Genomic DNA, 24,142 nt, shown 5'->3' with positions numbered 1-24,142 from the left:
GCCCCTGTGGGAGCGGGCAAACCCGCTCCCACAGGGTTTTTTTCGGGCCTGAAATCAGGCCCGATCGCGTTCCAGCAGCGGCTTGAGGTAATGTCCGGTATAAGACTGTTTCTTCTCGGCCAGCTCTTCCGGCGTACCGCAGGCAATGATCTGCCCACCCTTGGAGCCACCCTCCGGCCCCAGGTCGACCAGCCAGTCGGCGGTCTTGATCACATCCAGATTGTGCTCGATCACCACCACGGTATTGCCGTGGTCACGCAGGCGGTGCAACACGTCCAGCAACTGCTGGATATCGGCGAAATGAAGACCTGTGGTCGGTTCGTCGAGGATGTACAGGGTCTTGCCGGTGTCCCGCTTGGACAGCTCGCGTGACAGCTTGACCCGCTGCGCCTCGCCACCCGACAGGGTGGTCGCCGATTGCCCCAGCTTGATGTACGACAGGCCGACATCCATCAGCGTTTGCAGCTTGCGCGCCAGGGCCGGGACCGCATCGAAGAACTCGCGGGCATCCTCGATGGTCATTTCCAGTACCTCGTGGATGTTCTTGCCCTTGTACTTGATCTCCAGTGTTTCGCGGTTGTAGCGCTTGCTCTTGCACACATCGCAGGGCACGTAGATGTCCGGCAGGAAGTGCATTTCCACCTTGATCAGGCCGTCACCCTGGCAGGCCTCGCAGCGCCCGCCCTTGACATTGAACGAGAAGCGCCCCGGGCCGTAGCCACGGGAACGCGACTCCGGTACGCCAGCGAACAGCTCGCGGATCGGCGTGAAGATACCGGTGTAGGTCGCCGGGTTGGAACGAGGCGTGCGGCCGATCGGGCTCTGGTCGATATCCACCACCTTGTCCAGGTGCTGCAGGCCATCGACGCTGGCGTGTGGCGCGGCCTCCAGGCTGCTCGCGCCGTTGAGCGCGGTGGCGGCGAGGGGGAACAGGGTGTTGTTGATCAGCGTCGACTTGCCCGAGCCGGACACGCCGGTCACGCAGGTCAGCAGGCCGATCGGCACTTCCAGGTCGACGTTCTGCAGGTTGTTGCCCCGCGCGCCCTTGAGCTTGAGCGACAGCTTCTTGTTGCGTGGGGTGCGCTTGGCCGGGACGACGATCTTCTTGCGCCCGGACAGGTATTTGCCGGTCAGCGAGTCGGGGTGCGCCATGACCTCTTCGGGCGAGCCCTCGGCGACGATCTGGCCGCCATGCACGCCGGCGCCTGGGCCGATATCCACCACGTAGTCAGCCAGGCGGATGGCGTCCTCGTCGTGCTCGACCACAATCACCGTGTTGCCCAGGTCGCGCAGGTGGTTGAGGGTGGCCAGCAGGCGGTCGTTGTCCCGTTGATGAAGACCGATGGACGGTTCATCGAGGATGTACATCACCCCGACCAGGCCGGCGCCGATCTGGCTGGCCAGGCGGATACGCTGGGCTTCGCCGCCGGACAGGGTATCGGCGCTGCGGTCCAGCGTCAGGTAGTCGAGACCAACGTTGACCAGGAACTGCAGGCGCTCGCAGATCTCCTTGAGGATCTTTGCCGCGATCTCGCCACGCCGCCCGGTGAGGGTCAGCTCGCCGAAGTAGTTGCTGGCTTCGCCGATCGGCAGGTTGGTCACCGCCGGCAGGGTCTTCTCGCCGACCCACACATGGCGAGCCTCACGACGCAGGCGGGTGCCGCGGCAGTCGGGGCAGGGCTGGGTGCCGAGGAACTTGGCCAGCTCTTCACGCACGGTGGCCGACTCGGTTTCGCGGTAGCGGCGCTCAAGATTGGGCACGATGCCCTCGAAGGGGTGCGAGCGCTTGACGATGTCGCCACGGTCGTTCAGGTACTTGAAATCGACGCTCTGCTTGCCGCTGCCCTGCAGGATGACCTTCTGGTGCTCGGCCGACAGTTCGCCGAACGGTTCCTCGAGGCTGAAACCGTAGTGCGCGGCGAGTGAGCCAAGCATCTGGAAGTAATAGACGTTGCGCCGATCCCAGCCACGTATCGCGCCTTCGGCCAGGGTCAGCTCGGCGTTGACCAGGCGCTTGGTGTCGAAGAACTGCTTCACCCCCAGGCCGTCACAGGTCGGGCAGGCACCGGCCGGGTTGTTAAAGGAAAACAGCTTGGGCTCCAGCTCGCTGATCGCATGGCCGCACACCGGGCAGGCAAAGCGTGCCGAGAAGATCAGTTCCTCGCCGTCTTCGTCGTCCATCGGCGCGACCAAGGCGATGCCGTCGGCCAGCTTGAGCGCGGTCTCGAACGATTCGGCCAGGCGCTGCTGCAGGTCGGCGCGGACCTTGAAGCGGTCGACCACCACATCGATGCTGTGCTTCTTCTGTTTATCCAGCTTGGGCAATTCGTCGAGTTCGTAGAGCTTGCCGTTGACCCGGGCGCGGACGAAGCCCTGGGCACGCAGTTCGTCAAACACCGCCAGGTGCTCGCCCTTGCGCTCGCGGATCACCGGAGCCAGCAGCATCAGCTTGCTGCCTTCGGGCTTTTCCAGCACCAGGTCGACCATCTGGCTGATCGTTTGCGCCTCCAGCGGGATATCGTGGTCCGGGCAGCGCGGGGTACCGACGCGGGCATAGAGCAGGCGCAGGTAGTCGTAGATCTCGGTGATGGTGCCGACGGTCGAGCGTGGGTTGTGCGAGGTCGACTTCTGCTCGATGGAGATCGCCGGCGACAGGCCTTCGATGGTGTCGACATCGGGCTTTTCCATCATCGACAGGAACTGCCGGGCATAGGCCGACAGCGATTCGACGTAGCGGCGCTGGCCTTCGGCGTACAGGGTGTCGAACGCCAGCGAGGACTTGCCGGATCCGGACAGGCCGGTGATCACGATCAGTTTGTCCCGGGGCAGGGTCAGGTCGATGTTCTTCAGGTTGTGGGTACGTGCCCCACGGATCAGGATCTTGTCCACTACGGCCTCGCTCGGCGGGCATAAACAAAGGAGTATACGGCGCGCTGCCATTACGCGGCAAAGCGTCGCGTATATGCCGCCAAGGCGTCGGACTGATAGAATCGCCGCCGGTTCACACGAGGTTAATCCATGCACGACACCCACAACGAGCGCATGAGTGGCAGCGAAACCCGCGCTGCCAGCGGCCTGGCCCTGGTCTTCGCCTTTCGTATGCTGGGCATGTTCATGGTACTTCCGGTGCTGGCCACCTACGGCATGGACCTGGCCGGCGCCACGCCTGCGCTGATCGGTCTGGCCATCGGTGCCTACGGCCTGACCCAGGCCGTGCTGCAGATTCCGTTCGGAGTGATTTCCGACCGCATCGGCCGCCGCCCGGTGATCTACGTGGGGTTGATCATCTTCGCCCTGGGCAGCGTGCTGGCGGCCCAGGCCGATTCTATCTGGGGCGTGATCGCCGGGCGTATCCTGCAGGGCGCGGGGGCGATTTCCGCGGCAGTGATGGCGTTGCTGTCCGACCTGACCCGCGAGCAGCACCGGACCAAGGCCATGGCCATGATCGGCATGAGCATCGGCCTGTCGTTCGCCGTGGCGATGGTCGTCGGCCCGCTGTTGACTCGCGCCTTTGGCTTGTCAGGATTGTTCCTTGCCACCGCAGGACTTGCCCTGCTCGGCATCGGCCTGATCGCCTTCGTCGTGCCCAGTTCGCACAATGTGTTGACCCATCGTGAGTCCGGTGTCGCCCGTCAGGCCCTCGGCCCGACCCTGCGCAATCCGGACCTTCTGCGCCTGGATATCAGCATCTTCGTGCTGCACGCGATCCTGATGGCCAGCTTCGTGGCGCTGCCCCTGGCGTTCGTCGAGCGCGGCGGGCTGCCCAAGGAACAGCACTGGTGGGTGTACCTCACCGCGTTGCTGGTTTCATTTTTTGCAATGATCCCCTTTATCATCTACGGGGAAAAGAAGCGCAAGATGAAACGCGTGTTGCTCGGCGCGGTCAGTGTCCTGCTGCTGGTGGAGGTGTTCTTCTGGCAGTGGGCTGACAACTTGCGCGGACTGGTGATCGGCACCGTGGTATTCTTTACTGCATTCAACCTGCTGGAGGCATCCTTGCCTTCGCTGGTCAGCAAGGTGTCGCCTGCCGGTGGCAAGGGGACGGCGATGGGGGTTTACTCCACCAGCCAGTTCCTCGGCGCCGCACTGGGAGGCATCCTCGGTGGCTGGTTGTTCCAGCACGGTGGCTTGAGCATGGTGTTCCTGGGATGTGCCGTGTTGTGCGTCCTGTGGCTGCTCACTGCGTTGCGCATGAACGAGCCGCCGTACGTGACCAGCCTGCGCATGCAGCTGACGCCGGAAGCGGTCCGGGAAGCCGGGCTGACCGAGCGCCTGATGGCCGTGCCGGGTGTGACCGACGCCGTGGTGGTGGCAGAAGAAGCCGCCATCTATATCAAACTGGATACGAAAATTTTGGACCGTGCGACCCTCGAGCGTCTGGTGAACCCAGCCTCTGCGGCGTGCGAAGCCTAGGAGAACGTTATGGCCCGTGGGGTTAACAAAGTCATTCTGGTCGGTACCTGCGGTCAGGATCCCGAAGTCCGCTACCTGCCCAACGGTAACGCCGTGACCAACCTGAGCCTGGCCACCAGCGAGCAGTGGACCGACAAGCAGTCGGGCCAGAAGGTCGAGCGTACCGAGTGGCACCGTGTGTCGCTGTTCGGCAAGGTTGCCGAGATTGCCGGCGAGTACCTGCGCAAGGGTTCGCAGTGCTACATCGAAGGCAAGCTCCAGACCCGCGAGTGGGAAAAGGACGGCATCAAGCGCTACACCACCGAGATCATCGTCGACATCAACGGCACCATGCAGCTGCTCGGCGGTCGTCCGCAGGGTCAGCAGGGTGGTGGTGACCAATACAACCAAGGTGGTGGTAACAACTACAACCAAGGTGGCCAGCAGCAGTACAACCAGGCTCCTCGTCAGCAGGCTCCGCGTCCGCAGCAGGCGCCACAGCGCCCGGCGCCGCAACAACCGGCTCCGCAGCCAGCCGCTGACTTCGACAGCTTCGACGACGATATTCCGTTCTGATACTTCCAGGAGGCGCCATGGCTGCCTCCCGCGAAAACGGAGCTGAAACAAGAAACCCGCTTCATACCTGAAGCGGGTTTCTTTTTGTCTGAAGCCGGTGCTCTGACAAGGCGTCAGCCTTCCTCGAGTGCCGTTCTGGCAAATTGGGCGTCCAGTTCCGGCGTTGCTCCGCTGATACCGATGCCGCCGATATGCCTGCCGTTCGCGTCCATGATCGGCAGGTCGCCTTCCAGCAGGGTGAACCCGGGGAGCGAGGCGTAGGGATTGGCCGGCAGCGCGGTGCTGCGCTCGCCGAGCGAGCGGGTCGACAGAGGGAAGCGGGCGGATGTCTCTGCCTTGAGCTGCGCGACCTGGATGCTGCCGCTGCTGGTGCCATCCATGCGGTGGAAGTACTTCAGGTTGCCGTGGTTGTCGACGATGCTGATGACAATGGCAAAGCCTTGGGCGCGGGTGGCACGTTCTGCGGCATCGGCCATGCTCCGTGCTCGCTCGGTTGTGATCTGCTGCGTGGTGGGAGGCGTGTGAACATTGTCTGCCGTCGCCGCTACGGTGGGTTGAAGGAACACCGAAGTGCCAATCAAGAGAGTGGTCAAAAGGTACTTGATGCTCATGCCCGTGAGCCTCGTCCATGTGTGGCCCGTTAACCTAACAGGCACAGGATATTTCGCGACGTAGTACGTTTCCGATAGCGACGTAGTGCTGTTCTTGAATGCCGTCATGTGGCTTGAACTTTGGAACTGACGATGGCTATCGTCACGCTCCTCCCATTCAGGAACCGAGACATGGATGTGCTCATGGGGCTGCTGGCGGCCGTACTCTGGGGAGCCACCGACTTTCTGGTCGGCATGAATGCCCGGGCGGTCGGGGTAAAGCGGGCGGTATTCTTCGGACAGTTGTTGGGCCTGTTATTGATGGGGCTCATCATTGCCGTATCTTCCCAGCAACTCATCAAGATGGTCGCGGCCCCGGCGAGCGTGCTGCTGCTCGCCTGCCTGGCGGCGCTGTGTACCCTGAGCGGCGCGTTGGCTCTTTCGAAGGCGTTCGCGATCGGCAAGACCTCGGTGGTGGCGCCGCTGGTGACTTCCTATGGCGTGTTCACCACGCTGCTCGCCTGGCTGGGCGGCGAGACGCTGGGCACCTGGCAGATCTTCGGGTTGCTGACCTGCTTTCTGGGTGTGGTCCTGGCCAGCCGTGAGGCAAAGGGCGGCAGTGGGCAAGCGCCTGCGGACGGTCGGCTGTCGGTCGGCTTCGCCCTGCTGGCGGCGCTGCTGTATGGCGTCAGCTTCTGGGTTCAGGGCAAGTACGCCCTGCCAGTGCTGGGGCCGGTGAACATGCTGGCGCTGGGCTACGGGGTGGGGGTTCTGTTCCTGCTGCCTGAAGCACTGCGAATGTTTCGAAACCAGGTTACGGTCAGGCTCAAGACCTGGGGGACCTTGTGTGGAGCCAGCCTTTTCAACCTGGGAGGCTTCTCGGCGTTTTCCTGGGGCGCGTTGCATGGCTCGATCGCAGTCGTCACGGTGATCAGTACCTTGTCCGGAGGCATCGCCGCCATTCTCGGCTTCCTGTTCTACCGTGAGCGCCTGTCCCTGCTGCAGATCGTCGGGGTGCTCCTGGTGCTGGCGGGCGCGGTCCTGTTGCATCTGTATGGATAAGGCGGCGATTTGCCTTGCGCCTGATCCAGATCATCGCGCTTTGCAGATTCTTGACTAGGCTTAACAGTTGGCGGTGTCTGTCCACCGTCACCGTGAAGTCCCTGAGGCGCCGGCCAAGTCCCGCGCGCCCGAGAACCTGATCAGGAGTGCACGATGGATCTCAACCGTCGGCAATTCTTCAAGGTCGCCGCCGTCGGCCTTGGAGGCTCGAGCCTTGCGGCGTTGGGCATGGCCCCGACACCCGCGTTCGCCGAGCAGGTGCGCCACTTCAAGCTGGCGCATACCAAAGAAACCCGTAACACCTGCCCTTATTGCTCGGTCGGCTGCGGCCTGATCATGTACAGCCAGGGTGACGCGGGCAAGAACGTCAAACAGAATATCATCCACATCGAGGGCGACGCGGACCATCCGGTCAACCGCGGCACCCTGTGCCCGAAAGGCGCCGGCCTGCTGGACTTTATCCACAGCCCCAGCCGCCTCAAGTACCCCGAGGTGCGCAAGCCGGGCAGCAACGAGTGGACCCGCATCGACTGGGACGAAGCCCTCGACCGCGTCGCCGAGCTGATGAAACAGGACCGCGACGCCAACTTCATCGAGAAGAACGCCCAGGGCCAGACGGTCAACCGCTGGCTCACCACCGGCTTTCTCGCCGCGTCCGCCGCTTCCAGCGAAGCGGGCTACCTGACGCACAAGGTGATCCGTTCGCTGGGCATGCTGGGGTTCGATAACCAGGCGCGTGTCTGACACGGCCCGACGGTGGCAAGTCTTGCCCCGACGTATGGCCGTGGCGCGATGACCAATCACTGGTCTGACATCGCCAACGCAAACCTGGTCCTGGTGATGGGCGGCAACGCCGCTGAAGCGCACCCGTGCGGCTTCAAGTGGGTGACCGAAGCCAAGGCGCACAACAAGGCGCGGCTGATCGTGGTCGACCCGCGATTTACCCGTACCGCCTCGGTGGCTGATTACTACGCGCCGATCCGTACCGGCAGCGACATCGCCTTCATGGGCGGGCTGATCAATTACCTGCTGAGCAACGACAAGATCCAGCACGAGTACGTGCGCAACTACACCGACGTGTCGTTTATCGTCAAAGAGAACTATGGCTTCGAGGACGGGCTGTTCAGCGGCTATGACGCGGCCAAGCGCGTGTACGCCGACAAGTCCGGGTGGGGCTACGAGCTGGGCGAGGACGGCTATGCGAAGGTCGACCCGACGCTGCAGCACCCGCGTTGCGTCTACCAGCTGATGAAGCAGCACTACAGCCGCTACACGCCGGAACTGGCGAGCATGACTTGCGGCATGCCCCAGGACCAGATGATGAAGATCTGGGAAGAGATCGCCACCTGCTCGACACCGGGCAAGACCATGACGATCCTCTATGCCTTGGGCTGGACCCAGCACTCCATCGGCGCGCAGATCATCCGCAGCGCGGCCATGGTGCAGTTGCTGCTGGGCAACGTCGGCATGCCGGGGGGCGGGGTCAACGCCTTGCGTGGGCACTCCAACATCCAGGGCCTGACCGACCTGGGGCTGCTGTCGAACTCGCTGCCGGGCTACCTCACCCTGGCCGGCGACGCCGAGCAGGACTACGCCGCCTACATCGACAAGCGCGCCTCCAAGCCGCTGCGGCCGGGGCAGCTGTCGTACTGGCAGAACTACGGCAAGTTCCACGTCAGCCTGATGAAGGCCTGGTACGGCGCCAACGCCACCGCCGCCAACAACTGGGGCTACGACTGGCTGCCCAAGCTCGACGTGCCGGCCTACGACGTGTTGCGCATGTTCGAGATGATGGGCCAGGGCAAGGTCAACGGCTACATGTGCCAGGGCTTCAACCCCATCGCCGCGCTGCCGGACAAGAACCGCGTCACCGCGGCCCTGGCCAAGCTCAAGTGGCTGGTGGTCATGGACCCGCTGGCCACCGAGACCTCCGAGTTCTGGCGCAACGCCGGCGCGTTCAACGACGTCGACACCGCCAACATCCAGACCGAGGTGATCCGCCTGCCCACCACTTGCTTCGCCGAGGAAGACGGCTCGCTGGTCAACAGCAGCCGCTGGCTGCAGTGGCACTGGAAGGGCGCCGACGGTCCGGGCGAGACCCGCACCGACGTGCACATCATGAGCGAGCTGTTCCTGCGCCTGCGCAAGCGTTACCAGGCCGAAGGCGGCACCTATCCCGACCCGATGCTCAACCTCAGCTGGCCGTACAAGGTCCCGGAAGAGCCTTCGCCCGAAGAGCTGGCCAAGGAGATGAACGGCTGGGCGGTCAGCGACCTCACCGACGCCACCGGCGCCACGCTCAAGGCCGGTCAGCAACTGGCCGGCTTCGCCCAGATGAAGGACGACGGCAGCACCGCGTCGGGCTGCTGGATCTTCGCCGGTTGCTGGACCGAGCAGGGCAACCAGATGGCCCGGCGCGACAACAGCGACCCGTACGGCATGCACCAGGTGCAGAACTGGGCCTGGGCCTGGCCGGCCAACCGGCGGATCCTCTACAACCGTGCCTCCAGCGACCCGCAGGGTAAGCCGTGGGATCCGGAGAAGAAACGCCTGGTGTGGTGGAACGGCAAGGCCTGGACCGGCACCGACGTGCCGGACTTCAAGGTCGACTCGCCGCCGGAAGCGGGGATGAATCCGTTCATCATGAACCCCGAGGGCGTGGCGCGGTTCTTCGCCATCGACAAGATGGCCGAGGGGCCGTTCCCTGAGCACTACGAGCCGTTCGAGACGCCGATCGGTATCAACCCGCTGCATCCGCAGAACAAGAAGGCCACCAGCAACCCGGCCGGACGGATCTTCGATTCGGTGTGGGACACCCTCGGCACCCACGACGAGTTCCCCCATGCGGCGACCACCTACCGGCTGACCGAGCACTTCCACTTCTGGAGCAAGCATTGCCGGCTCAACGCCATTGCCCAGCCCGAGCAGTTCGTCGAGATCGGCGAGGTGCTGGCGAACGAGAAGGGCATCAAGGCCGGCGACCGGGTGCGGGTGTCGAGCAAGCGCGGCTATATCGACGCGGTGGCGGTGGTGACCAAGCGGATCCGTCCGTTGCAGGTCAACAACCAGACCGTGCACCAGATCGGCATCCCGTTGCACTGGGGGTTCACCGGTAGCACGCGGCACGGCTTCCTGACCAACACCCTGGTGCCGTTCCTCGGTGATGGCAACACGCAGACGCCGGAGTCCAAGTCGTTCCTCGTCAAAGTGGAGAAACTCTGATGGCCAGCCAAGACATCATCGCCCGCTCGGCCACCACCACCGTACCGCCCTCGGTACGCCAGCAGCAGGAAGTCGCCAAGCTGATCGACACCACCAAGTGTATCGGCTGCAAGGCCTGCCAGGTGGCGTGCTCGGAGTGGAACGAACTGCGTGACGAGGTCGGCCACAACCACGGCACCTACGACAACCCCCAGGACCTCAGCGCCGAGACCTGGACCCTGATGCGCTTCACCGAGCACGAGCGCGACGACGGCAACCTGGAGTGGCTGATCCGCAAGGACGGCTGCATGCACTGTGCCGAGCCCGGTTGCCTGAAGGCTTGCCCGAGCCCGGGGGCGATCATCAAGCATGCCAACGGTATCGTCGACTTCAACCAGGACCACTGCATCGGTTGCGGCTATTGCATCACCGGCTGCCCGTTCAACATCCCGCGCATCTCGCAGAAGGATCACAAGGCGTACAAGTGCACCCTGTGTTCCGACCGCGTGAGCGTGGGCCTGGAGCCGGCCTGCGTGAAGACCTGCCCGACCGGGGCGATCGTCTTCGGCAGCAAGGAGGAGATGAAGGTGCATGCCGACGAGCGCATCGTCGACCTGAAGTCGCGGGGGTACGAGAACGCCGGGCTGTACGATCCGGATGGCGTCGGCGGCACCCATGTGATGTACGTGCTGCACCACGCCGACACGCCGAGGATCTACGCCGGCCTGCCGGACCAACCGGTGATCAGCCCGTTGGTGGGGCTGTGGAAGGGCTTCAGCAAGCCCCTGGCGCTGCTGGCCATGGGCGCGGCGGTGCTGGCCGGGTTCTTCCACTATGTACGCGTGGGGCCGCAGCGGGTCGAGGAGGACGAACACCCGGCGCCTGTGGATAACACGGTCCACGAGGTCGACCCGGCGGTGCATGTCTATGATCCGAACCGCCCGGGCGGGCAGGGGGAGCAGCGGCCATGAATGACAACAAGCCTATCCTGCGCTACAACGCCAACGAACGGAGCAACCACTGGGTCGTGGCGATCCTGTTCGTGCTGGCCGGCCTTTCGGGGCTGGCGCTGTTCCATCCGGCACTGTTCTGGCTCAGCCACCTGTTTGGCGGCGGGCCGTGGACGCGGATCCTTCACCCGTTCATCGGCGTGGGCATGTTCGTGTTCTTCCTCGGGCTGGTGCTGCGCTTCTGGCGCGCCAACTTCATCACCGCCAACGACCGCCTGTGGCTGCGCCGCATCGACCGGGTGATGCTCAACAAGGAAGAGGGCGTGCCGCCGGTCGGCAAGTACAACGCCGGGCAGAAGCTGCTGTTCTGGACCTTGCTGGCCTGCATGCTGGTGCTGCTGGTCAGCGGCGTGGTGATCTGGCGCGCGTACTTCAGCCATTGGTTCGGCATCGAGGTCATTCGCCTGTCCACGCTGTTGCATGCCCTGGCGGCGTTCGTGCTGATCCTCAGCATCATCGTGCACATCTATGCCGGGATCTGGATCAAGGGTTCGATCGGCGCCATGCTGCATGGCTGGGTGAGCCGCGCCTGGGCGCGCAAGCACCATGAACTGTGGTACCGGGAAGTGACCGGCGACAAGTCGCCACACAACCACGGTGGAAAAGAAGGATGACCGTTTGAGCACGATTCTCGAACCTGGACAGATCGAAGCGTCGGCAGTGATGCCGCCGTTTCTGCACCTGCCCGCCGCCCACCTCTTCGAGGTGCGCGCCACACGGCTTGAGCAACTGGCCGAGGGTAACGCCCTGGGTGATTACCTGCGGTTGATGGCCCGGCTGTGCCGGATTCAGCAGCAGCTTGTGGATAACCCGCCTGCGGGATTACCGGTGGCCGAAGAGCGCCAGCGCCTGTGTATAAGTCATGGTTTGCCGCCCCTGGCGGCCGACAGCCTGGTGCGTGAAGGGCCTTGGTTGGTCTGGTTGCAGGCGTTGCTCGAGCGCTTCGAGACCGCATCCGACGGGCCACTGGCCGAGGCGCTGGATGCGTTGCGTGGCAGCGACGATGCCCAGCGCAAGGGCTGGGCTATCGCCCTGCTCGGTGGCCAGTACGATGCAGTGCCGGCGGCGCTGGTGCCCTTCATTGGCGCCGCGTTGCAGGCGGCGTGGTCCAGCTGGCTGCTGGCCTTGCCTGCGCCTGAGCTCAAGCCTGCGGGCAGCCTGGCCCAGTGCCCAGCCTGTGGATCGCCGGCCATGGCCGGGGTAGTGCGTAACCGTGGCAAGCATAATGGCCTGCGCTACCTGGCCTGCTCGCTGTGTGCCTGCGAATGGCATGTGGTGCGGGTCAAGTGCGTGTACTGCGAGTCGAGCAAGGACCTGCGCTACAGCAACCTCGAGGATGACCGCCACGCGCCGGGCAAGGCGCCGCTGCGCGCCGAGTGCTGCCCGGGGTGCCAGAGCTACCTCAAGCAGTGCTACCTGGAGAACGACGCCGCGGCCGAGCCGCTGGCCGACGACCTGGCGAGCCTGGCGCTGGACATGCGCCTGGACGAGGAGGGTTTCCATCGGCTGGCGCCGAACCTGCTGTTGGCGCCGGGGTAGTGTCTACACTGCAAGACCGAGTCGCCTGATTCGCGGGCAAGCCCGCTCTCACAGGAAGCGTACAGTACCTGTGGGAGCGGGCTTGCCCGCGAAGAGGCCGGAACAGACAACGGATTTGTTTAAGGTAGTACTGATGTCTTCAACCCTCGCCAGCGACACCCCACGCCTGCCTTCCATCGACACCTTGCTGCGCCACCCGGCCTGCGCCCCGCTGATCGACCGACACGGTCGTGACGCCACGCTGGCCACCCTGCGCCAGTTGCTCGACGACCTGCGCGAGCCTGCTCGCCTCGGCCAACTGAGTGCCACCGAACTGACCGCCGAAGTGCTCCTGGGCCGAGCCGGCGAACGCCTGGCCATCCAGCAGCGCAGCCAGGTGCGCCGGGTGTTCAACCTCACCGGCACGGTGCTGCACACCAACCTGGGCCGGGCCTTGCTGCCCGAGGAAGCGATCGACGCCATGCAGACCGCCGCCCGCTATCCGCTGAACCTGGAGTTCGACCTCAACACCGGCAAGCGCGGCGACCGCGACGACCTGATCGAAAGCCTGATCCGCGAGCTGACCGGCGCCGAGGCCGTCACCGTGGTCAACAACAACGCCGCCGCCGTGCTGCTGGCGCTCAACAGCCTGGGCGCGCGCAAGGAAGGGATCATCTCCCGGGGCGAGCTGATCGAGATCGGCGGCGCCTTCCGCATCCCCGACATCATGGCGCGCGCGGGGGTGAAGCTGCACGAGATCGGCACCACCAACCGCACCCACGCCCGCGACTATGAAGCCGCGATCAACCCGCGCACGGGCCTGCTGATGCGCGTGCATTGCAGCAACTACAGCATCCAGGGTTTCACTACCCAGGTGCCTACCGCGGAACTGGCGCGCATCGCTCATGCTCATGAGTTGCCGCTGCTTGAAGACCTGGGCAGCGGCAGCCTGCTCGACCTGACCCGTTGGGGCTTGCCGGCCGAGCCGACCGTGCGCCAGGCGCTGGCCGATGGCGCCGACATCGTCACGTTCAGTGGCGACAAACTGCTCGGCGGGCCGCAGGCGGGGATCATCGTCGGGCGCAAGGCGCTAATCGCGAAGATCAAGAAGAACCCGCTCAAGCGTGCCCTGCGGGTGGACAAGATCACCCTTGCGGCACTCGAAGCCGTGTTGGCGCTGTATCGCAACCCGGACCGTCTGGCCGAGCGTCTACCGAGCCTGCGCCTGCTCACCCGGCCCCAGGCGGAGATCGCCGCCCAGGCCGAGCGCCTGGCGCCTGAACTGGCCGCAAGGCTGGGTACGCAATGGACGGTCAGCGTAGAACCGGCCCTGGGCATGATCGGTAGCGGCAGCCAGCCCGTGGCGCGCCTGCCCAGCGCGGCCTTGTGCCTGCGTCCGCAGGTGTCGAAGAAACTGCGTGGGCGCAGCCTGCATGTGTTGGAGCGGGCGCTGCGCGACTTGCCGGTGGCGGTGCTCGGCCGCATCGATGACGATGCCCTGTGGCTCGACCTGCGCCAGTTGGACGATGAGGCCCAGTGGCTGGCGCAACTGCCGGCGTTGCAGTTGGGGCCGGTGCAGTGATCGTCGGTACCGCCGGCCACATCGACCACGGCAAGACCGCGCTGCTCCAGGCCCTGACCGGCCAAGCCGGCGACACACGCCAGGAGGAGCGTGCCCGGGGCATGACCATCGATCTTGGCTACCGCTATGCCCCGTTGGCCGAAGGCGCGCCGCTGACAGGTTTTATCGATGTGCCTGGCCACGAGCGTTTTATTCACAACATGCTTGCCGGCGCCCATGGCATCGACCTGGTGCTGCTGGTGGTGGCCGCCGACGACGGGGTGATGCCGCAGACTCGTGAGCACCTGTCGATCATCGAACTGCTGGGTATTCCCCAGGCGCTGGTGGTCATCAGCAAATGCGACCGGGTCGAGCCGGCGCGGTTGATCGAAGTCCAGGCCCAGGTCACCGAACTGCTCGCGCCTGGGCCCTATGCCGGGGCCAGGCAATTTCCGGTTTCGAGCCTGTCCGGCGCGGGAATCGACGCCCTGCGCGAGGCCTTGCTGGCGGCCGAGGCGCATGTTCGCCAGCGCAGCGTGCGCGGCGGTTTCCGCCTGGCCGTGGACCGGGCCTTCGCGGTTTCCGGGGCAGGGGTGGTGGTCACTGGCACGGCGCTGGCCGGGCGGGTCAGCGTCGGCGACACCTTGCTGTTGGGCAAGGTAGGCAAACCGGTGCGGGTGCGTGGCCTGCACGCGCAAAACCAGGCGGCATTGGTCGCCGAGGCAGGGCAGCGGGTGGCATTGAATATCAGCGCGGAAAAGCTCTCGGCCGAACAGGTACATCGCGGCGACTGGCTGCTACCTGAGTGGTTGCATGCACCCAGCGTGCGAGTGGATATCGACCTCACCTTGCTGGCCGGAGAAACACGCGTGTTCGAGCACTTCAGCGCGGTGCACGTGCACCTGGGGACCCAGGATGTCACTGCCCGGGTCGCGTTGCTCGAAGGGGAACGGCTCGAGGCTGGCCAGCGCATGTTCGCCCAACTGCTGCTCAATGCACCGTTGCAGGCAGTGCATGGGGATCGTCTGGTTCTGCGCGACCAGCGCGCCCAGCGCACGCTGGGTGGTGGCCGTGTGCTCGATCCATTCGCCCCGAGCCGGCAGCGGCGCAGCGAGGCGCGCTTGCGCCAGTTGCAGGTGTTGCGCAATGCCGACGGCCTCGAGCGGGCGTTGCCGGCCTTGCTGGAGGCAGCCCCGGGCGGGCTCGAGCCCCGGCGTCTGGAGCGTCAGTTCAATCGCCTGCGTGAGACCTGGCAGTTGCCGGATGCGGTGCTGGTGATTGCCACGCGTCAAGGTCAGTTGCTGTTCGATTGCCTACAGTGGCAGGCGCTCAAGCGACAAGTGCTGGAGCGCCTGGCGCAGTTCCATGAACAGGAGCCTGATCAGCTTGGCCCGGACCGTGACCGACTGCGCCGCTTTACCGCATTGCCGTTGGAGCGGCCTGCGTTTGTCAGCCTGTTGGATGAGTTGCTGGGCGAAGGCGCGATCAGCAGCAGTGGCCCGTGGCTGCACCTGCCGGATCACCGGGTCCAGCTGAGCGAGGCGGATACCGCGTTGTGGGCGCGTCTGTTGCCCCGCCTGTTGGCGGGCGAGTTCGATCCGCCCTGGGTGCGGACCCTGGCCGGCGAGGAGGGCTGCGACGAGGCTGACGTGCGCCTGCTGTTGCGCAAGCTTGCCCGGTTGGGCCTGGTGCACCAGGTGGTGCGTGACCTGTTTTACCCGGAGACGACGTTCAAGCGCATGACAGAGCTGCTGTTGCGTCAGGCCGAGACATCGCCGATAGTGCAGGTCGCGGCGTTTCGCGATGGTTTGGCCATCGGTCGCAAGCGCACTGTGCAGATTCTCGAGTATTTCGACCGCGTTGGCTTGACCCGACGAGTTGGCGACCTGCGTCATATCCGCGTCGACAGCGCCCTGGCCCAACCGTAACGCGGGCCCTGATTTCAAGGAAGGCAATCGCGCCCGGTGGCGCGGCCGGGCTTCAAACCCGGTTGGGGACGGCAGCCGTTCCCGGGCAGGTTCGACTCCCGCTGCCTTCCGCCACTTTTCCAGAGGCTGAAACGATCGCGGGGCAAGCCCGCTCCCACGGATTTGTGGGAGCGGGCTTGCCCCGCGATGGCGAACGGACGATCTGCGAGTCAGGCGCGCTCGCCGCACAGGTCCAGCGCGAACCAATGTTCCGCCGCCTGCACGTCCAACCCTGCGCCCAACAGCGCAAACAGCTTGCCCAGCGCCGCCTCGCGGGTCATGCCACCGCCACTGACCAGACCGGTGTCACGCAGACGGCTGCCGGCGGCATAGGTGTCGAATACCACCGAACCTTCCGGACACTGGCTGATGGCAACGATCATCACCCCACCCTGGCGGGCGTCGTGCAGCACGTCGAGCAGTGCCTGGTCGTCGGACGGGCCGGTGCCACTGCCGTAGCACTCCAGCACCAGCCCCTGGATGCCACTGTCGAACAGGCCACGCAGATGTTCGGCGGCAAGGCCAGGGAACACCGGCATGACCGCCAGCTTGACCGGCTGGCGTGGCTGACGGTAGTCCAGGCGGGTCGGCAGCTCAGAAGTGTGTTCGCCCTCGCGATGGCGGGGCAGCACGGTGAAGGCGTCGAACGCCTCGCTGCGCAACTTCGAGGCGCGGCAGCCGTGCAGCAGCTGACCGTGGAAGTACAGCTGCACGCCGTCTTCCAGGCCGTTTTCGAACAGGTTCAGGGCGCCGACGAGGTTGGCCCAGGCATCGCTGTCCGGCGCGCCGGCCGGTAGCATGGAACCGGTCAACAGCACTGGTGCTGGCAGGCCCAGCAACAGGAACGACAGGGCCGCGGCGCTGTAGGCCAGGGTATCGGTGCCATGCAGCACCAGCACGCCGTCGTGGCCATCACGCTCGACCGCCTCGACGATGGCATCGCGCATCGCCAGCCAGTTGGCCTGTTGCATGTTGGCGCTGTCGATCAGTGGGTTCAGCTCACGCAGCGACCAGTGCACCTTTGGCGCGTCGCCGCAGTTGGCGAAGTGGTCACGCATGCGCGCTTCGAAGCCACCGGCCGGCGCGAGGCCTTCGGCAGTCTGCAGCATGCCGATTGTGCCACCGGTGTAAAGGACGAGAAGATTCTTGACTGCACGCATGGGAATTTTCCGTAGCGATGTAGCGAAGGAAGAGGCAGCCGCCCACGGACGGGGCGGCTGGGGCAGGGGAGAATATCAGCGCTGAGCGTGCGCCTGAACGGCGGCTTTGTCAGTGGCTGTTTCAGCCTGCGGATTGGCCGGCCAGGCGGCACGGTCCAGGTCCAGGTCGGTGAACTTGCTGGAGTCGAACACTGGCTGCTTGATACCAGCCTTGCGCTGAGCGTCGTAGTCGCGCATGACGCGCAGGCCGACTTTGAACAGCATGGCCAGGGCGATCAGGTTGACAAATGCCAGGCAGGTCATGGTGATGTCGGCGAAGGCGAACACGGTCGACAGGTCCTGCGTCGAACCCCACACCACCAGCGCCAGTACCAGGCCGCGGAAAGTCATCAGCACGGAGCGGTTGCGGCTGAGGAACTGCAGGCTGTTTTCGCCCAGGTAGTAGTTGTAGAGAATGCAGGTGAAGACGAACAGCGACAGCGCAACGCTGACGAAGATGCGGCCCCAGTCACCGACCACGGCGGCCAGCGAGTTCTGGGTCAGGACGATGCCGTCACCTTCGAAGCCCGGGGTGTAGAAGCCCGACAGCAGGATCAGCAGCGCGGTGCAGGTGCAGATCACGAAGGTGTCGAGGAACACGCTGAAGGCCTGGACTACGCCTTGGGCGCCCGGGTGCTTCACGGCGGCCACGGCGGCGACGTTCGGCGCGCTGCCCAGGCCTGCTTCGTTGGCGAACACGCCACGCTTCACGCCCATGACGATGGCGCTGCCGAGCAGGCCAGCGAACGCAGGGTCGAGGCCGAAGGCGCTCTTGAAGATGGTTTCCAGCATGGCCGGGACGTGTTCGATCTGGGTGCCGATCACGTACAGGGTCACGCCGATGTAGGCCAGGGTCTTGACCGGTACCAGCAGGTCGGACACTGCGGCGATGCGCTTGATACCGCCGATGAAGGTCAGGGCCAGCAGGGCTGCCAAGACGATACCGGTGTGTTTCGGATCGAAGGCAAAGGCGTTCTGCAGCGAGTGGGTCACGGTGTACGACTGCAGGCCGATGAAGGCGAAGCCGTAGGTGACCAGCAGCAGGATCGAGAACACGATCGCCATGCTTTTCAGCTTCAGGCCGTGCTGGATGTAGTACGCCGGGCCGCCGCGGTACAGGCCATCGCCATCGGCGCGCTTGTAGACCTGGGCCAGGGTGCATTCGAAGAAGCTGCTGGACATGCCCACCAGCGCGGTGACCCACATCCAGAACACGGCGCCCGGGCCACCGAGGGTCACGGCGATACCGACACCGGCGATGTTACCGGCGCCGACGCGACCGGCCAGGCTCAGCATCAAGGCCTGGAACGAGCTCAGTTGGCCTGCCTGGCCGCGAAGGGATTCCTTGAAGACACCGAACATGTGGCCGAAATGGCGGAACTGGACGAACCGCGAGCGGATGGTGAAGTAACCGCCGAGTCCGACGATCAGCACGATGAGCAGTTTCCCCGAGAGGAAATCGTTGAGTGCTTCGAGCATTGGAAAATGACCTCGATTCTTATTCTTCGCGTGGAAAGACCAGCGGGCGGCAGGCGCACCGCTTTTCATTGGGGGCGCATGGTTGGCTATGACAACTGTGGTTACAATTTCGCGGGTTGCTCCGTTTTGGTGCGACTTGATGCTAGAATGGCGTCACTCGCATCATCCGGACCTGCGCATCATGGGCGATCATTTCGCTATCAACCTCAAATTGGCCTGTAGCCACTACCGCTCTATCTCCGAGGTTTGCCGGCAGCTGTCGATCAATCGCGCGCAGTTCAACAAGTACCTGAGCGGTCAGAGCCGTCCGACGGCTTACAACCTCAAACGCATCGGCGATTTCTTCGGGGTCGAGGATTACGAGCTGGGTCTGCCGGCCGAACAGTTCGCCCGCTTGATCGGCGCACGCACCCAGGAACAGCGTGTCGGTCCTCAGGACGACCCGATCAGCGAACTGTTCAGGCCGCTGCATAAAGAAGCCGGCAACCTGTCGCGCTATTGCGGCTACTACTTCGAATATTCCAACTGCATGTCGGTGCCAGGCTCGATCCTGGTGTCGCTGGTGCATCTGTGGGAGGAGCGCGGCAGCTTTTTGTTCGAGCGCCAGGAACGCCAGGAGCGCAGCAGCGGCCTCGACCAGCACGCCGAGGTGCGTTGCCGCTACCTCGGCGCGGCGTTCCAGCTGCAGGACCGGATGTTCCTGATCGACTACGAGTCGCTGACCTTCAACGAGATGAGCCAGACGATTCTCATCCCCAGCTTCAAGAGCCGCATCAGCCGCCTGAACGGCCTCAAGACCGGGGTTTCCAGCGGTGACCGGCGCAATCCGGCGTGCACCCGGGTGGTGTGGGAATACCTGGGCGAGGAGATCAACCGCATCAACGCCTACCGGCAGATCAAGCTGTACCGCCCGGACGATCCGCGCATCGATGACGACATACGTGATCGGCTGAGCGCGGGGATGGTCAGCAACGGGTTGTTCGAGATCGAGTGAGCCATCATTGGCCGCGCATTGGGAGCGGGCGCCGCAGGACTAGTCGAGAATGAACGCCGCCACCGCATCGGCCACCTGGTCCGCGACCTCCGGCCGGGCGCGCAGGTGCGCGGCGATGCCGTGGTCGCAGTCGGTGAGCATCAGGCACTCCACATGGGGCGCCGGCACCGAGCGCAGCAACGCGTGGGTGACCTCCTCGGGAATCGGGCTGTAGCGCTCGACGCCCGCCAGCCGCCGGGTACCGGCCGAGGTGCCGGGCCCCTGGCCGTGGACCCTGGAGTTGAGCCCGTCGTATTCGCCGATCACCAGCAGCACGCGGCCCTGGAACTGGCGCAGGAAGGCGTAGCTGTCGCAGTCGAGGAAGGCATAAGGCTTGCGGATGGCCTCGCTGAAGGCCGGCCCGAAGGGCGCGGCATGGGCCGCGTCGGGGTAGACCGCCGGGCAGATCAGCACCAGCTTGCGCACGCTGGGGCGCTGGGCGGCCAGCTTCAGGGCTATGGACGCGCCCAGGCTGTGGCCGACCAGGGTGTCGCTGCGCGTGTCCAGATGCCGGTGAAAGCGCAAGGCCTCCTGCAGGTTGATGTCCAACGAGGCGTCCTTGGCCCCTGGTTCGCTGGCCAGGCTGTGGCCGGACAGGTTGCCGGTCAACGAGCCGATGCCCTGCTGCTGGAGGCGGTAGAGCAACGGGTTGAGGCGGGTGAAGTCGGAGCGTGCGCCGCCGACCACGAATACCGTGGGGGCACGCTCGGCGTCTGGCAGCAGCAGGCGTGCCTGCTGGCGATAGTCGGCAAAATCCTCGTCAATGAACCGCTCCGGGCCGGGCGCGGGCTCGTCGAATTGCCATCTGGCGCGCTGTGCAGTGTTCAGTTCGGCATCCATGTTGATCTCCTTGAACAGGCCTGGCGCAGTATAAGTAGCTGTCGGCAAAGGCGGAATACCGCCCCGACCGGTGCCAATCGCCACGCGGCGCGCGCCAGGCCTTGCCTGGGTTGGACTTCCCCTGTCGGAAACAGCAAAATGAACCCCTTTCCTCCATCGACCAGACCGGACCTGTTGACTCTATGCGTATGCGCCTGATGCTGTTGGGTGGTGGCAATGCCCTCGGGCAAGCGCTGATTCGTCTTGGGGCCGAGGAAGATATCGCCTTCCTGGCGCCTCGCCCGCCGGAAAACGGCTGGGATCCGGCCAGCCTGACCCTGCTGCTCGACGAGCAACGTCCGCACGCCGTGGTCAACCTGGCCTATTATTTCGACTGGTTCCAGGCCGAGTCCGTCAGCGAGCAACGCCTGGCCCAGCAGGAGCGGGCGGTGGAGCGGCTCGCCGAGCTGTGCCAGCACCACGAGATGATCCTTGTGCAACCGTCCAGCTACCGTGTGTTCGATGGCTCGCGCGCCACTGCCTACAGCGAGAAGGACGAGCCGGTGCCACTCGGCCTGCGCGGCCAGGCGCTCTGGCGCATCGAGCAGAGCGTGCGCGCCACCTGCCCGCAGCATGTGCTGCTGCGCTTCGGCTGGCTGCTGGACGAAAGCATCGACGGCGCGCTCGGGCGCTTCCTGACCCGCGCCGAACAGCCCCAGGAATTGCTGCTGGCCGATGACCGCCGCGGCAACCCGACGCCGGTGGACGACGCCGCGCGGGTGATCCTCTCGGTGCTCAAGCAGCTCGATTGCCAGGCGCCGCTGTGGGGCACCTACCACTATGCTGGCAACGAGGCTACCACGCCGCTGGTGCTCGGCCAGGCGATCCTCACCGAGGCCACCCAGTGGCGCAAGCTGGCCGTTCAGGCGCCGACCGCCCAGGCCCACGCCGCCCGCCCGGATGCCAGCGAGGAGCCACAGCACGCGGTGCTGGCCTGCAAGAAGATCCTTCACACTTTCGGCATCAAGCCCCGCGCCTGGCGCGCCGGCTTGCCGCCCCTACTGGACCGATTCTACCGACATGGCTGACGCCCCCATCCTGATCACCGGCGGTGCCGGCTTCATTGGCTCCCACCTGTGCGATGCGTTGCTGGAGAAAGGCTACGCGGTGCGTATCCTCGACGACCTGTCGACCGGCAAGCGCAGCAACCTGCAGCTCGGCCATCCGCGTCTTGAACTGCTCGAAGGCGATGTCGCCGACGCCGCCCTGGTGGCCCGTGCCGCCACTGGTTGCCAGGCGGTAGTGCACCTGGCTGCGGTAGCCTCGGTGCAGGCCTCGGTGGAAAATCCGGTGAAGACCCACCAGAGCAACTTCATCGGCACGCTCAATGTCTGCGAGGCGATGCGCCTGAATGGCATCCGTCGCGTGCTGTTCGCCTCCAGCGCGGCGGTGTACGGCAACAATGGCGAAGGCCAGTCGATTGCCGAGGACACGCCCAAGGCACCGTTGACTCCCTATGCGGTGGACAAGCTGGCCAGCGAGCAGTACCTGGACTTCTACCGCCGCCAGCATGGGCTGGAGCCGGTGGTGTTCCGCTTCTTCAATATCTTCGGGCCGCGCCAGGATCCTTCCTCGCCGTATTCGGGGGTGATCAGCATCTTCTGCGAGCGCGCCATCCAGGGTACGCCGATCACCGTGTTCGGTGATGGCGAGCAGACCCGCGACTTCCTGTTCGTCGGCGATCTGGTCCAGGTGATGGTGCAGGCACTTGAACAGCCGGTGGTGGAAGAGGGCGCGGTGAATATCGGCCTGAACCAGGCGACTTCGCTGAACCAGTTGCTCAAGGCACTGGAGCAGGTGGTGGGCGGTTTGCCGGCGGTCAGCTACGGTCAGGCCCGCTCGGGCGATATCCGCCATTCGCGGGCAGACAATTCGCGCTTGCTGGCGCGTTTCGCGTTCCCTGAGCCGACGCCGTTCGTCGAGGGGCTGGCGCGGTTGCTCGGCAAGGTCTGAATCCCCATCGCGGGGCAAGCCCACTCCCACGTCGCCATGGGGGCTGGTGGGAGCGGGCTTGCCCCGCGATGGCATCACGAATGCCGGACCACCCGCCGCCGGCAATCCTCCGGCCGCACCTCCCGCCCATCCCGGGCCCGCACCTGCAGCGTCTCCAGGCCTTGGCCACGATCATCCACCACCTGCGAGCGTGATTCCCCCGCCGTGAACAGGTAGCGCTCCCCCCACTGGCGCAAGCCGATCACGATCGGAAACACCGAGCGCCCCCGTTCGGTCAGCACATATTCCTTGTAGGCACTGCCATCCGAGGCCGGCTGCTGCACCAGCAGTTCCGCCTCCACCAGCAGCTTCAAGCGCGAGGCGAGGATGTTCTTCGCCAGCCCCAGGTTCTTCTGCAATTCGCTGAAGCGGCGCAGGCCGTCAAAGGCATCGCGCAGGATCAACAGCGCCCAACGGTCGCCGATCACCTCCAGGGCGCGGGCCACGGGGCATTGCTGGTTGTTCTCGTCGAGCATGGCGCGATCCTTGGGTGTCTATCTGGTTGCATAATAAAACCACTTTTGTTAAGAAGCTAGTTATGTGGTTTTAAATTGAAACTAGAATTGAAAGGGAGTCTTCGATGTCGACGCTCACCCGTGGATTGACGTTGTTGCTGGCAGCCGCCTGCGCACTGGCCGTGGCCACGGTGTATCTCGCCCAGCCGCTGCTGGAGTCGATGGCGGCGAGCCTTGGGGTGAGCAGCGCCCGCGCCGGCCTGGTAGTGGGAATGACCCAGGCTGGCTATGCCTTGGGGCTGCTGATGATCGTGCCACTGGGGGACCTGGTCGATCGCAAGCGGCTGATCCTCGGCCAGTTGCTGGTCTCGTCCGGTGCCTTGCTGGCGGTAGCCTTTGCCGTGGACTGGGCCTTGCTGCTGGTCGCAATGGCCCTGATCGGCCTGGCCGCGGTGGTGGTGCAAGTGATGGTGGCGCATGCCGCCACGCTCGCCACGCCCGCCGAACAAGGGCAGGTAGTGGGCACGGTGACCAGCGGCGTGGTACTGGGCATCCTCTCGGCGCGCCTGGTATCAGGCGCGGTAGCCGACCTGCTCGGCTGGCAGGGTGTGTATGGCCTGGCGGCGGTGCTTGCGCTGGCAATGGCGGGGCTGCTCGCCTGGCGCTTGCCTGTCGCCAGGCCGCAGGGGCAGAGGCAGCGCTATCGGGCGTTGCTGGCATCGGTGCTGCGGCTGTATCGACATGACCGTCTGCTGCGTGAGCGCGGTGTGTTCGCGGTGCTGGTGTTCGCGGCGTTCAGCGTGCTGTGGAGTGCGATGGTGCTGCCCTTGAGCGCCGCGCCACTGGCACTGGATCACACGCAAGTCGGGCTGTTCGGTCTGGCCGGCGTGGCGGGGGCACTGGCGGCATCGCGTGCCGGGCGTCTGGCGGATCACGGACATGGACGGCGGGTGACTGGCTGGGCATTGGGTCTGCTGACCCTGTCGTGGCTGCCCATCGCCTACCTTGAGCAATCATTGCTGGCGCTGGTAGTCGGGATTCTGATGCTGGACCTGGCCGTGCAGGCGGTGCACGTGACTAACCAGAGCCTGCTGCTGGCGGGGCGCGGCGAGATGGCCAGCCGGCTGATCGGCGCCTACATGTGCTGCTATTCGCTCGGCAGCGGGGTAGGGGCGGTCGTGGCGACCTGGGTTTACGGACAGTGGGGCTGGGTGGCGGTGTGCGGGGT

The 24,142-nt window shown here is 65.0% G+C and carries 19 protein-coding genes and 1 tRNA gene; 14 read left to right on the top strand and 6 right to left on the bottom strand.

From position 1 onward, the window contains the following. Positions 1 to 54: 54 nt before the first annotated feature. On the bottom strand, positions 55 to 2,889 hold the full coding sequence (uvrA, locus tag CC207_RS02295) for an excinuclease ABC subunit UvrA (protein WP_028690241.1): 2,835 nt from the start codon (positions 2,887 to 2,889) through the stop codon (positions 55 to 57). A gap of 129 nt (positions 2,890 to 3,018) precedes the next feature. On the opposite strand from uvrA, the gene CC207_RS02290 reads away from it, so the two are divergent. After that, complete coding sequence (locus CC207_RS02290) at positions 3,019 to 4,413, top strand: MFS transporter (protein ID WP_028690242.1); 1,395 nt, start codon at positions 3,019 to 3,021, stop codon at positions 4,411 to 4,413. Between the two features lie 9 nt (positions 4,414 to 4,422). Continuing rightward, entirely contained in the window at positions 4,423 to 4,968 is a 546-nt protein-coding gene (locus tag CC207_RS02285; protein ID WP_028690243.1) for a single-stranded DNA-binding protein, read from the top strand. Between the two features lie 113 nt (positions 4,969 to 5,081). Here CC207_RS02285 and CC207_RS02280 read toward each other — a convergent pair whose 3' ends face one another. Beyond that, on the bottom strand, positions 5,082 to 5,579 hold the full coding sequence (locus tag CC207_RS02280; RefSeq protein ID WP_088851509.1) for a heme-binding protein: 498 nt from the start codon (positions 5,577 to 5,579) through the stop codon (positions 5,082 to 5,084). 171 nt (positions 5,580 to 5,750) lie between these two features. Here CC207_RS02280 and CC207_RS02275 point away from each other — a divergent pair, with 171 nt between their 5' ends. The 8 genes from CC207_RS02275 to CC207_RS02235 all read left to right on the top strand — a co-directional run bounded on the left by CC207_RS02275 (position 5,751) and on the right by CC207_RS02235 (position 15,952). Next, on the top strand, positions 5,751 to 6,620 hold the full coding sequence (locus CC207_RS02275; RefSeq protein WP_028690250.1) for a DMT family transporter: 870 nt from the start codon (positions 5,751 to 5,753) through the stop codon (positions 6,618 to 6,620). 153 nt (positions 6,621 to 6,773) lie between these two features. Beyond that, positions 6,774 to 9,842, top strand: coding sequence for a formate dehydrogenase-N subunit alpha (gene fdnG / locus CC207_RS02265; protein ID WP_139121029.1), 3,069 nt, complete (start codon positions 6,774 to 6,776; stop codon positions 9,840 to 9,842). Continuing rightward, a complete protein-coding gene (fdxH, locus tag CC207_RS02260; RefSeq protein WP_028690253.1) occupies positions 9,842 to 10,792 on the top strand; it encodes a formate dehydrogenase subunit beta in 951 nt (316 codons plus the stop codon). Before fdnG ends, fdxH begins: the two co-directional genes overlap by 1 nt. Then, on the top strand, positions 10,789 to 11,445 hold the full coding sequence (locus CC207_RS02255; protein WP_028690254.1) for a formate dehydrogenase subunit gamma: 657 nt from the start codon (positions 10,789 to 10,791) through the stop codon (positions 11,443 to 11,445). The genes fdxH and CC207_RS02255 overlap by 4 nt, the downstream gene beginning before the upstream one ends. Positions 11,446 to 11,449: 4 nt before the next feature. Continuing rightward, entirely contained in the window at positions 11,450 to 12,370 is a 921-nt protein-coding gene (gene fdhE / locus CC207_RS02250) for a formate dehydrogenase accessory protein FdhE (protein ID WP_028690255.1), read from the top strand. A gap of 133 nt (positions 12,371 to 12,503) precedes the next feature. Next, the gene (gene selA / locus CC207_RS02245) at positions 12,504 to 13,931 is read left to right on the top strand and encodes an L-seryl-tRNA(Sec) selenium transferase (protein ID WP_088851508.1); all 1,428 of its coding nucleotides are present in this window, start codon (positions 12,504 to 12,506) and stop codon (positions 13,929 to 13,931) included. Next, a complete protein-coding gene (gene selB, locus CC207_RS02240; RefSeq protein ID WP_069016312.1) occupies positions 13,928 to 15,838 on the top strand; it encodes a selenocysteine-specific translation elongation factor in 1,911 nt (636 codons plus the stop codon). The genes selA and selB overlap by 4 nt, the downstream gene beginning before the upstream one ends. Before the next feature lie 18 nt (positions 15,839 to 15,856). Continuing rightward, positions 15,857 to 15,952: transfer RNA gene (locus CC207_RS02235), tRNA-Sec, on the top strand. 95 nt (positions 15,953 to 16,047) lie between these two features. Here the strand turns inward: CC207_RS02235 and CC207_RS02230 are convergent. Together CC207_RS02230 and CC207_RS02225 are read right to left on the bottom strand one after the other, a co-directional pair. Then, positions 16,048 to 17,037 (bottom strand): asparaginase, encoded by a 990-nt coding sequence (locus tag CC207_RS02230; RefSeq protein WP_028690258.1) that lies wholly within the window; start codon positions 17,035 to 17,037, stop codon positions 16,048 to 16,050. A 75-nt stretch (positions 17,038 to 17,112) separates the two neighbouring features. Beyond that, the gene (locus tag CC207_RS02225; RefSeq protein ID WP_028690259.1) at positions 17,113 to 18,555 is read right to left on the bottom strand and encodes a sodium:alanine symporter family protein; all 1,443 of its coding nucleotides are present in this window, start codon (positions 18,553 to 18,555) and stop codon (positions 17,113 to 17,115) included. A 181-nt stretch (positions 18,556 to 18,736) separates the two neighbouring features. Here CC207_RS02225 and CC207_RS02220 point away from each other — a divergent pair, with 181 nt between their 5' ends. Further along, entirely contained in the window at positions 18,737 to 19,549 is an 813-nt protein-coding gene (locus CC207_RS02220) for a helix-turn-helix transcriptional regulator (protein ID WP_028690260.1), read from the top strand. 39 nt (positions 19,550 to 19,588) lie between these two features. Here CC207_RS02220 and CC207_RS02215 read toward each other — a convergent pair whose 3' ends face one another. Continuing rightward, on the bottom strand, positions 19,589 to 20,428 hold the full coding sequence (locus CC207_RS02215) for an alpha/beta hydrolase (RefSeq protein WP_028690261.1): 840 nt from the start codon (positions 20,426 to 20,428) through the stop codon (positions 19,589 to 19,591). A gap of 182 nt (positions 20,429 to 20,610) precedes the next feature. Here CC207_RS02215 and CC207_RS02210 point away from each other — a divergent pair, with 182 nt between their 5' ends. Next, positions 20,611 to 21,495: a sugar nucleotide-binding protein gene (locus CC207_RS02210; protein WP_028690262.1), complete on the top strand. Its 885-nt coding sequence runs from the start codon at positions 20,611 to 20,613 to the stop codon at positions 21,493 to 21,495. Further along, positions 21,488 to 22,420, top strand: coding sequence for an NAD-dependent epimerase/dehydratase family protein (locus tag CC207_RS02205; RefSeq protein ID WP_088851507.1), 933 nt, complete (start codon positions 21,488 to 21,490; stop codon positions 22,418 to 22,420). Before CC207_RS02210 ends, CC207_RS02205 begins: the two co-directional genes overlap by 8 nt. 74 nt (positions 22,421 to 22,494) lie before the next feature. Here the strand turns inward: CC207_RS02205 and CC207_RS02200 are convergent, their stop codons facing one another. Beyond that, positions 22,495 to 22,935: a helix-turn-helix domain-containing protein gene (locus CC207_RS02200; RefSeq protein WP_088851506.1), complete on the bottom strand. Its 441-nt coding sequence runs from the start codon at positions 22,933 to 22,935 to the stop codon at positions 22,495 to 22,497. Positions 22,936 to 23,039: 104 nt separating this feature from the next. Between CC207_RS02200 and CC207_RS02195 the strand changes: the two genes are divergently transcribed. Further along, the coding region (locus CC207_RS02195; RefSeq protein WP_088851505.1) for an MFS transporter at positions 23,040 to 24,142 on the top strand (1,103 nt) is incomplete at its 3' end.

The sequence above is a fragment of the Pseudomonas sp. DrBHI1 genome, from assembly GCF_002205115.1.
GTDB lineage: Bacteria > Pseudomonadota > Gammaproteobacteria > Pseudomonadales > Pseudomonadaceae > Aquipseudomonas > Aquipseudomonas mosselii.
Note: the sequence above shows the minus strand (reverse complement) of the source record. Positions and strands in the feature narration are given on the sequence as shown.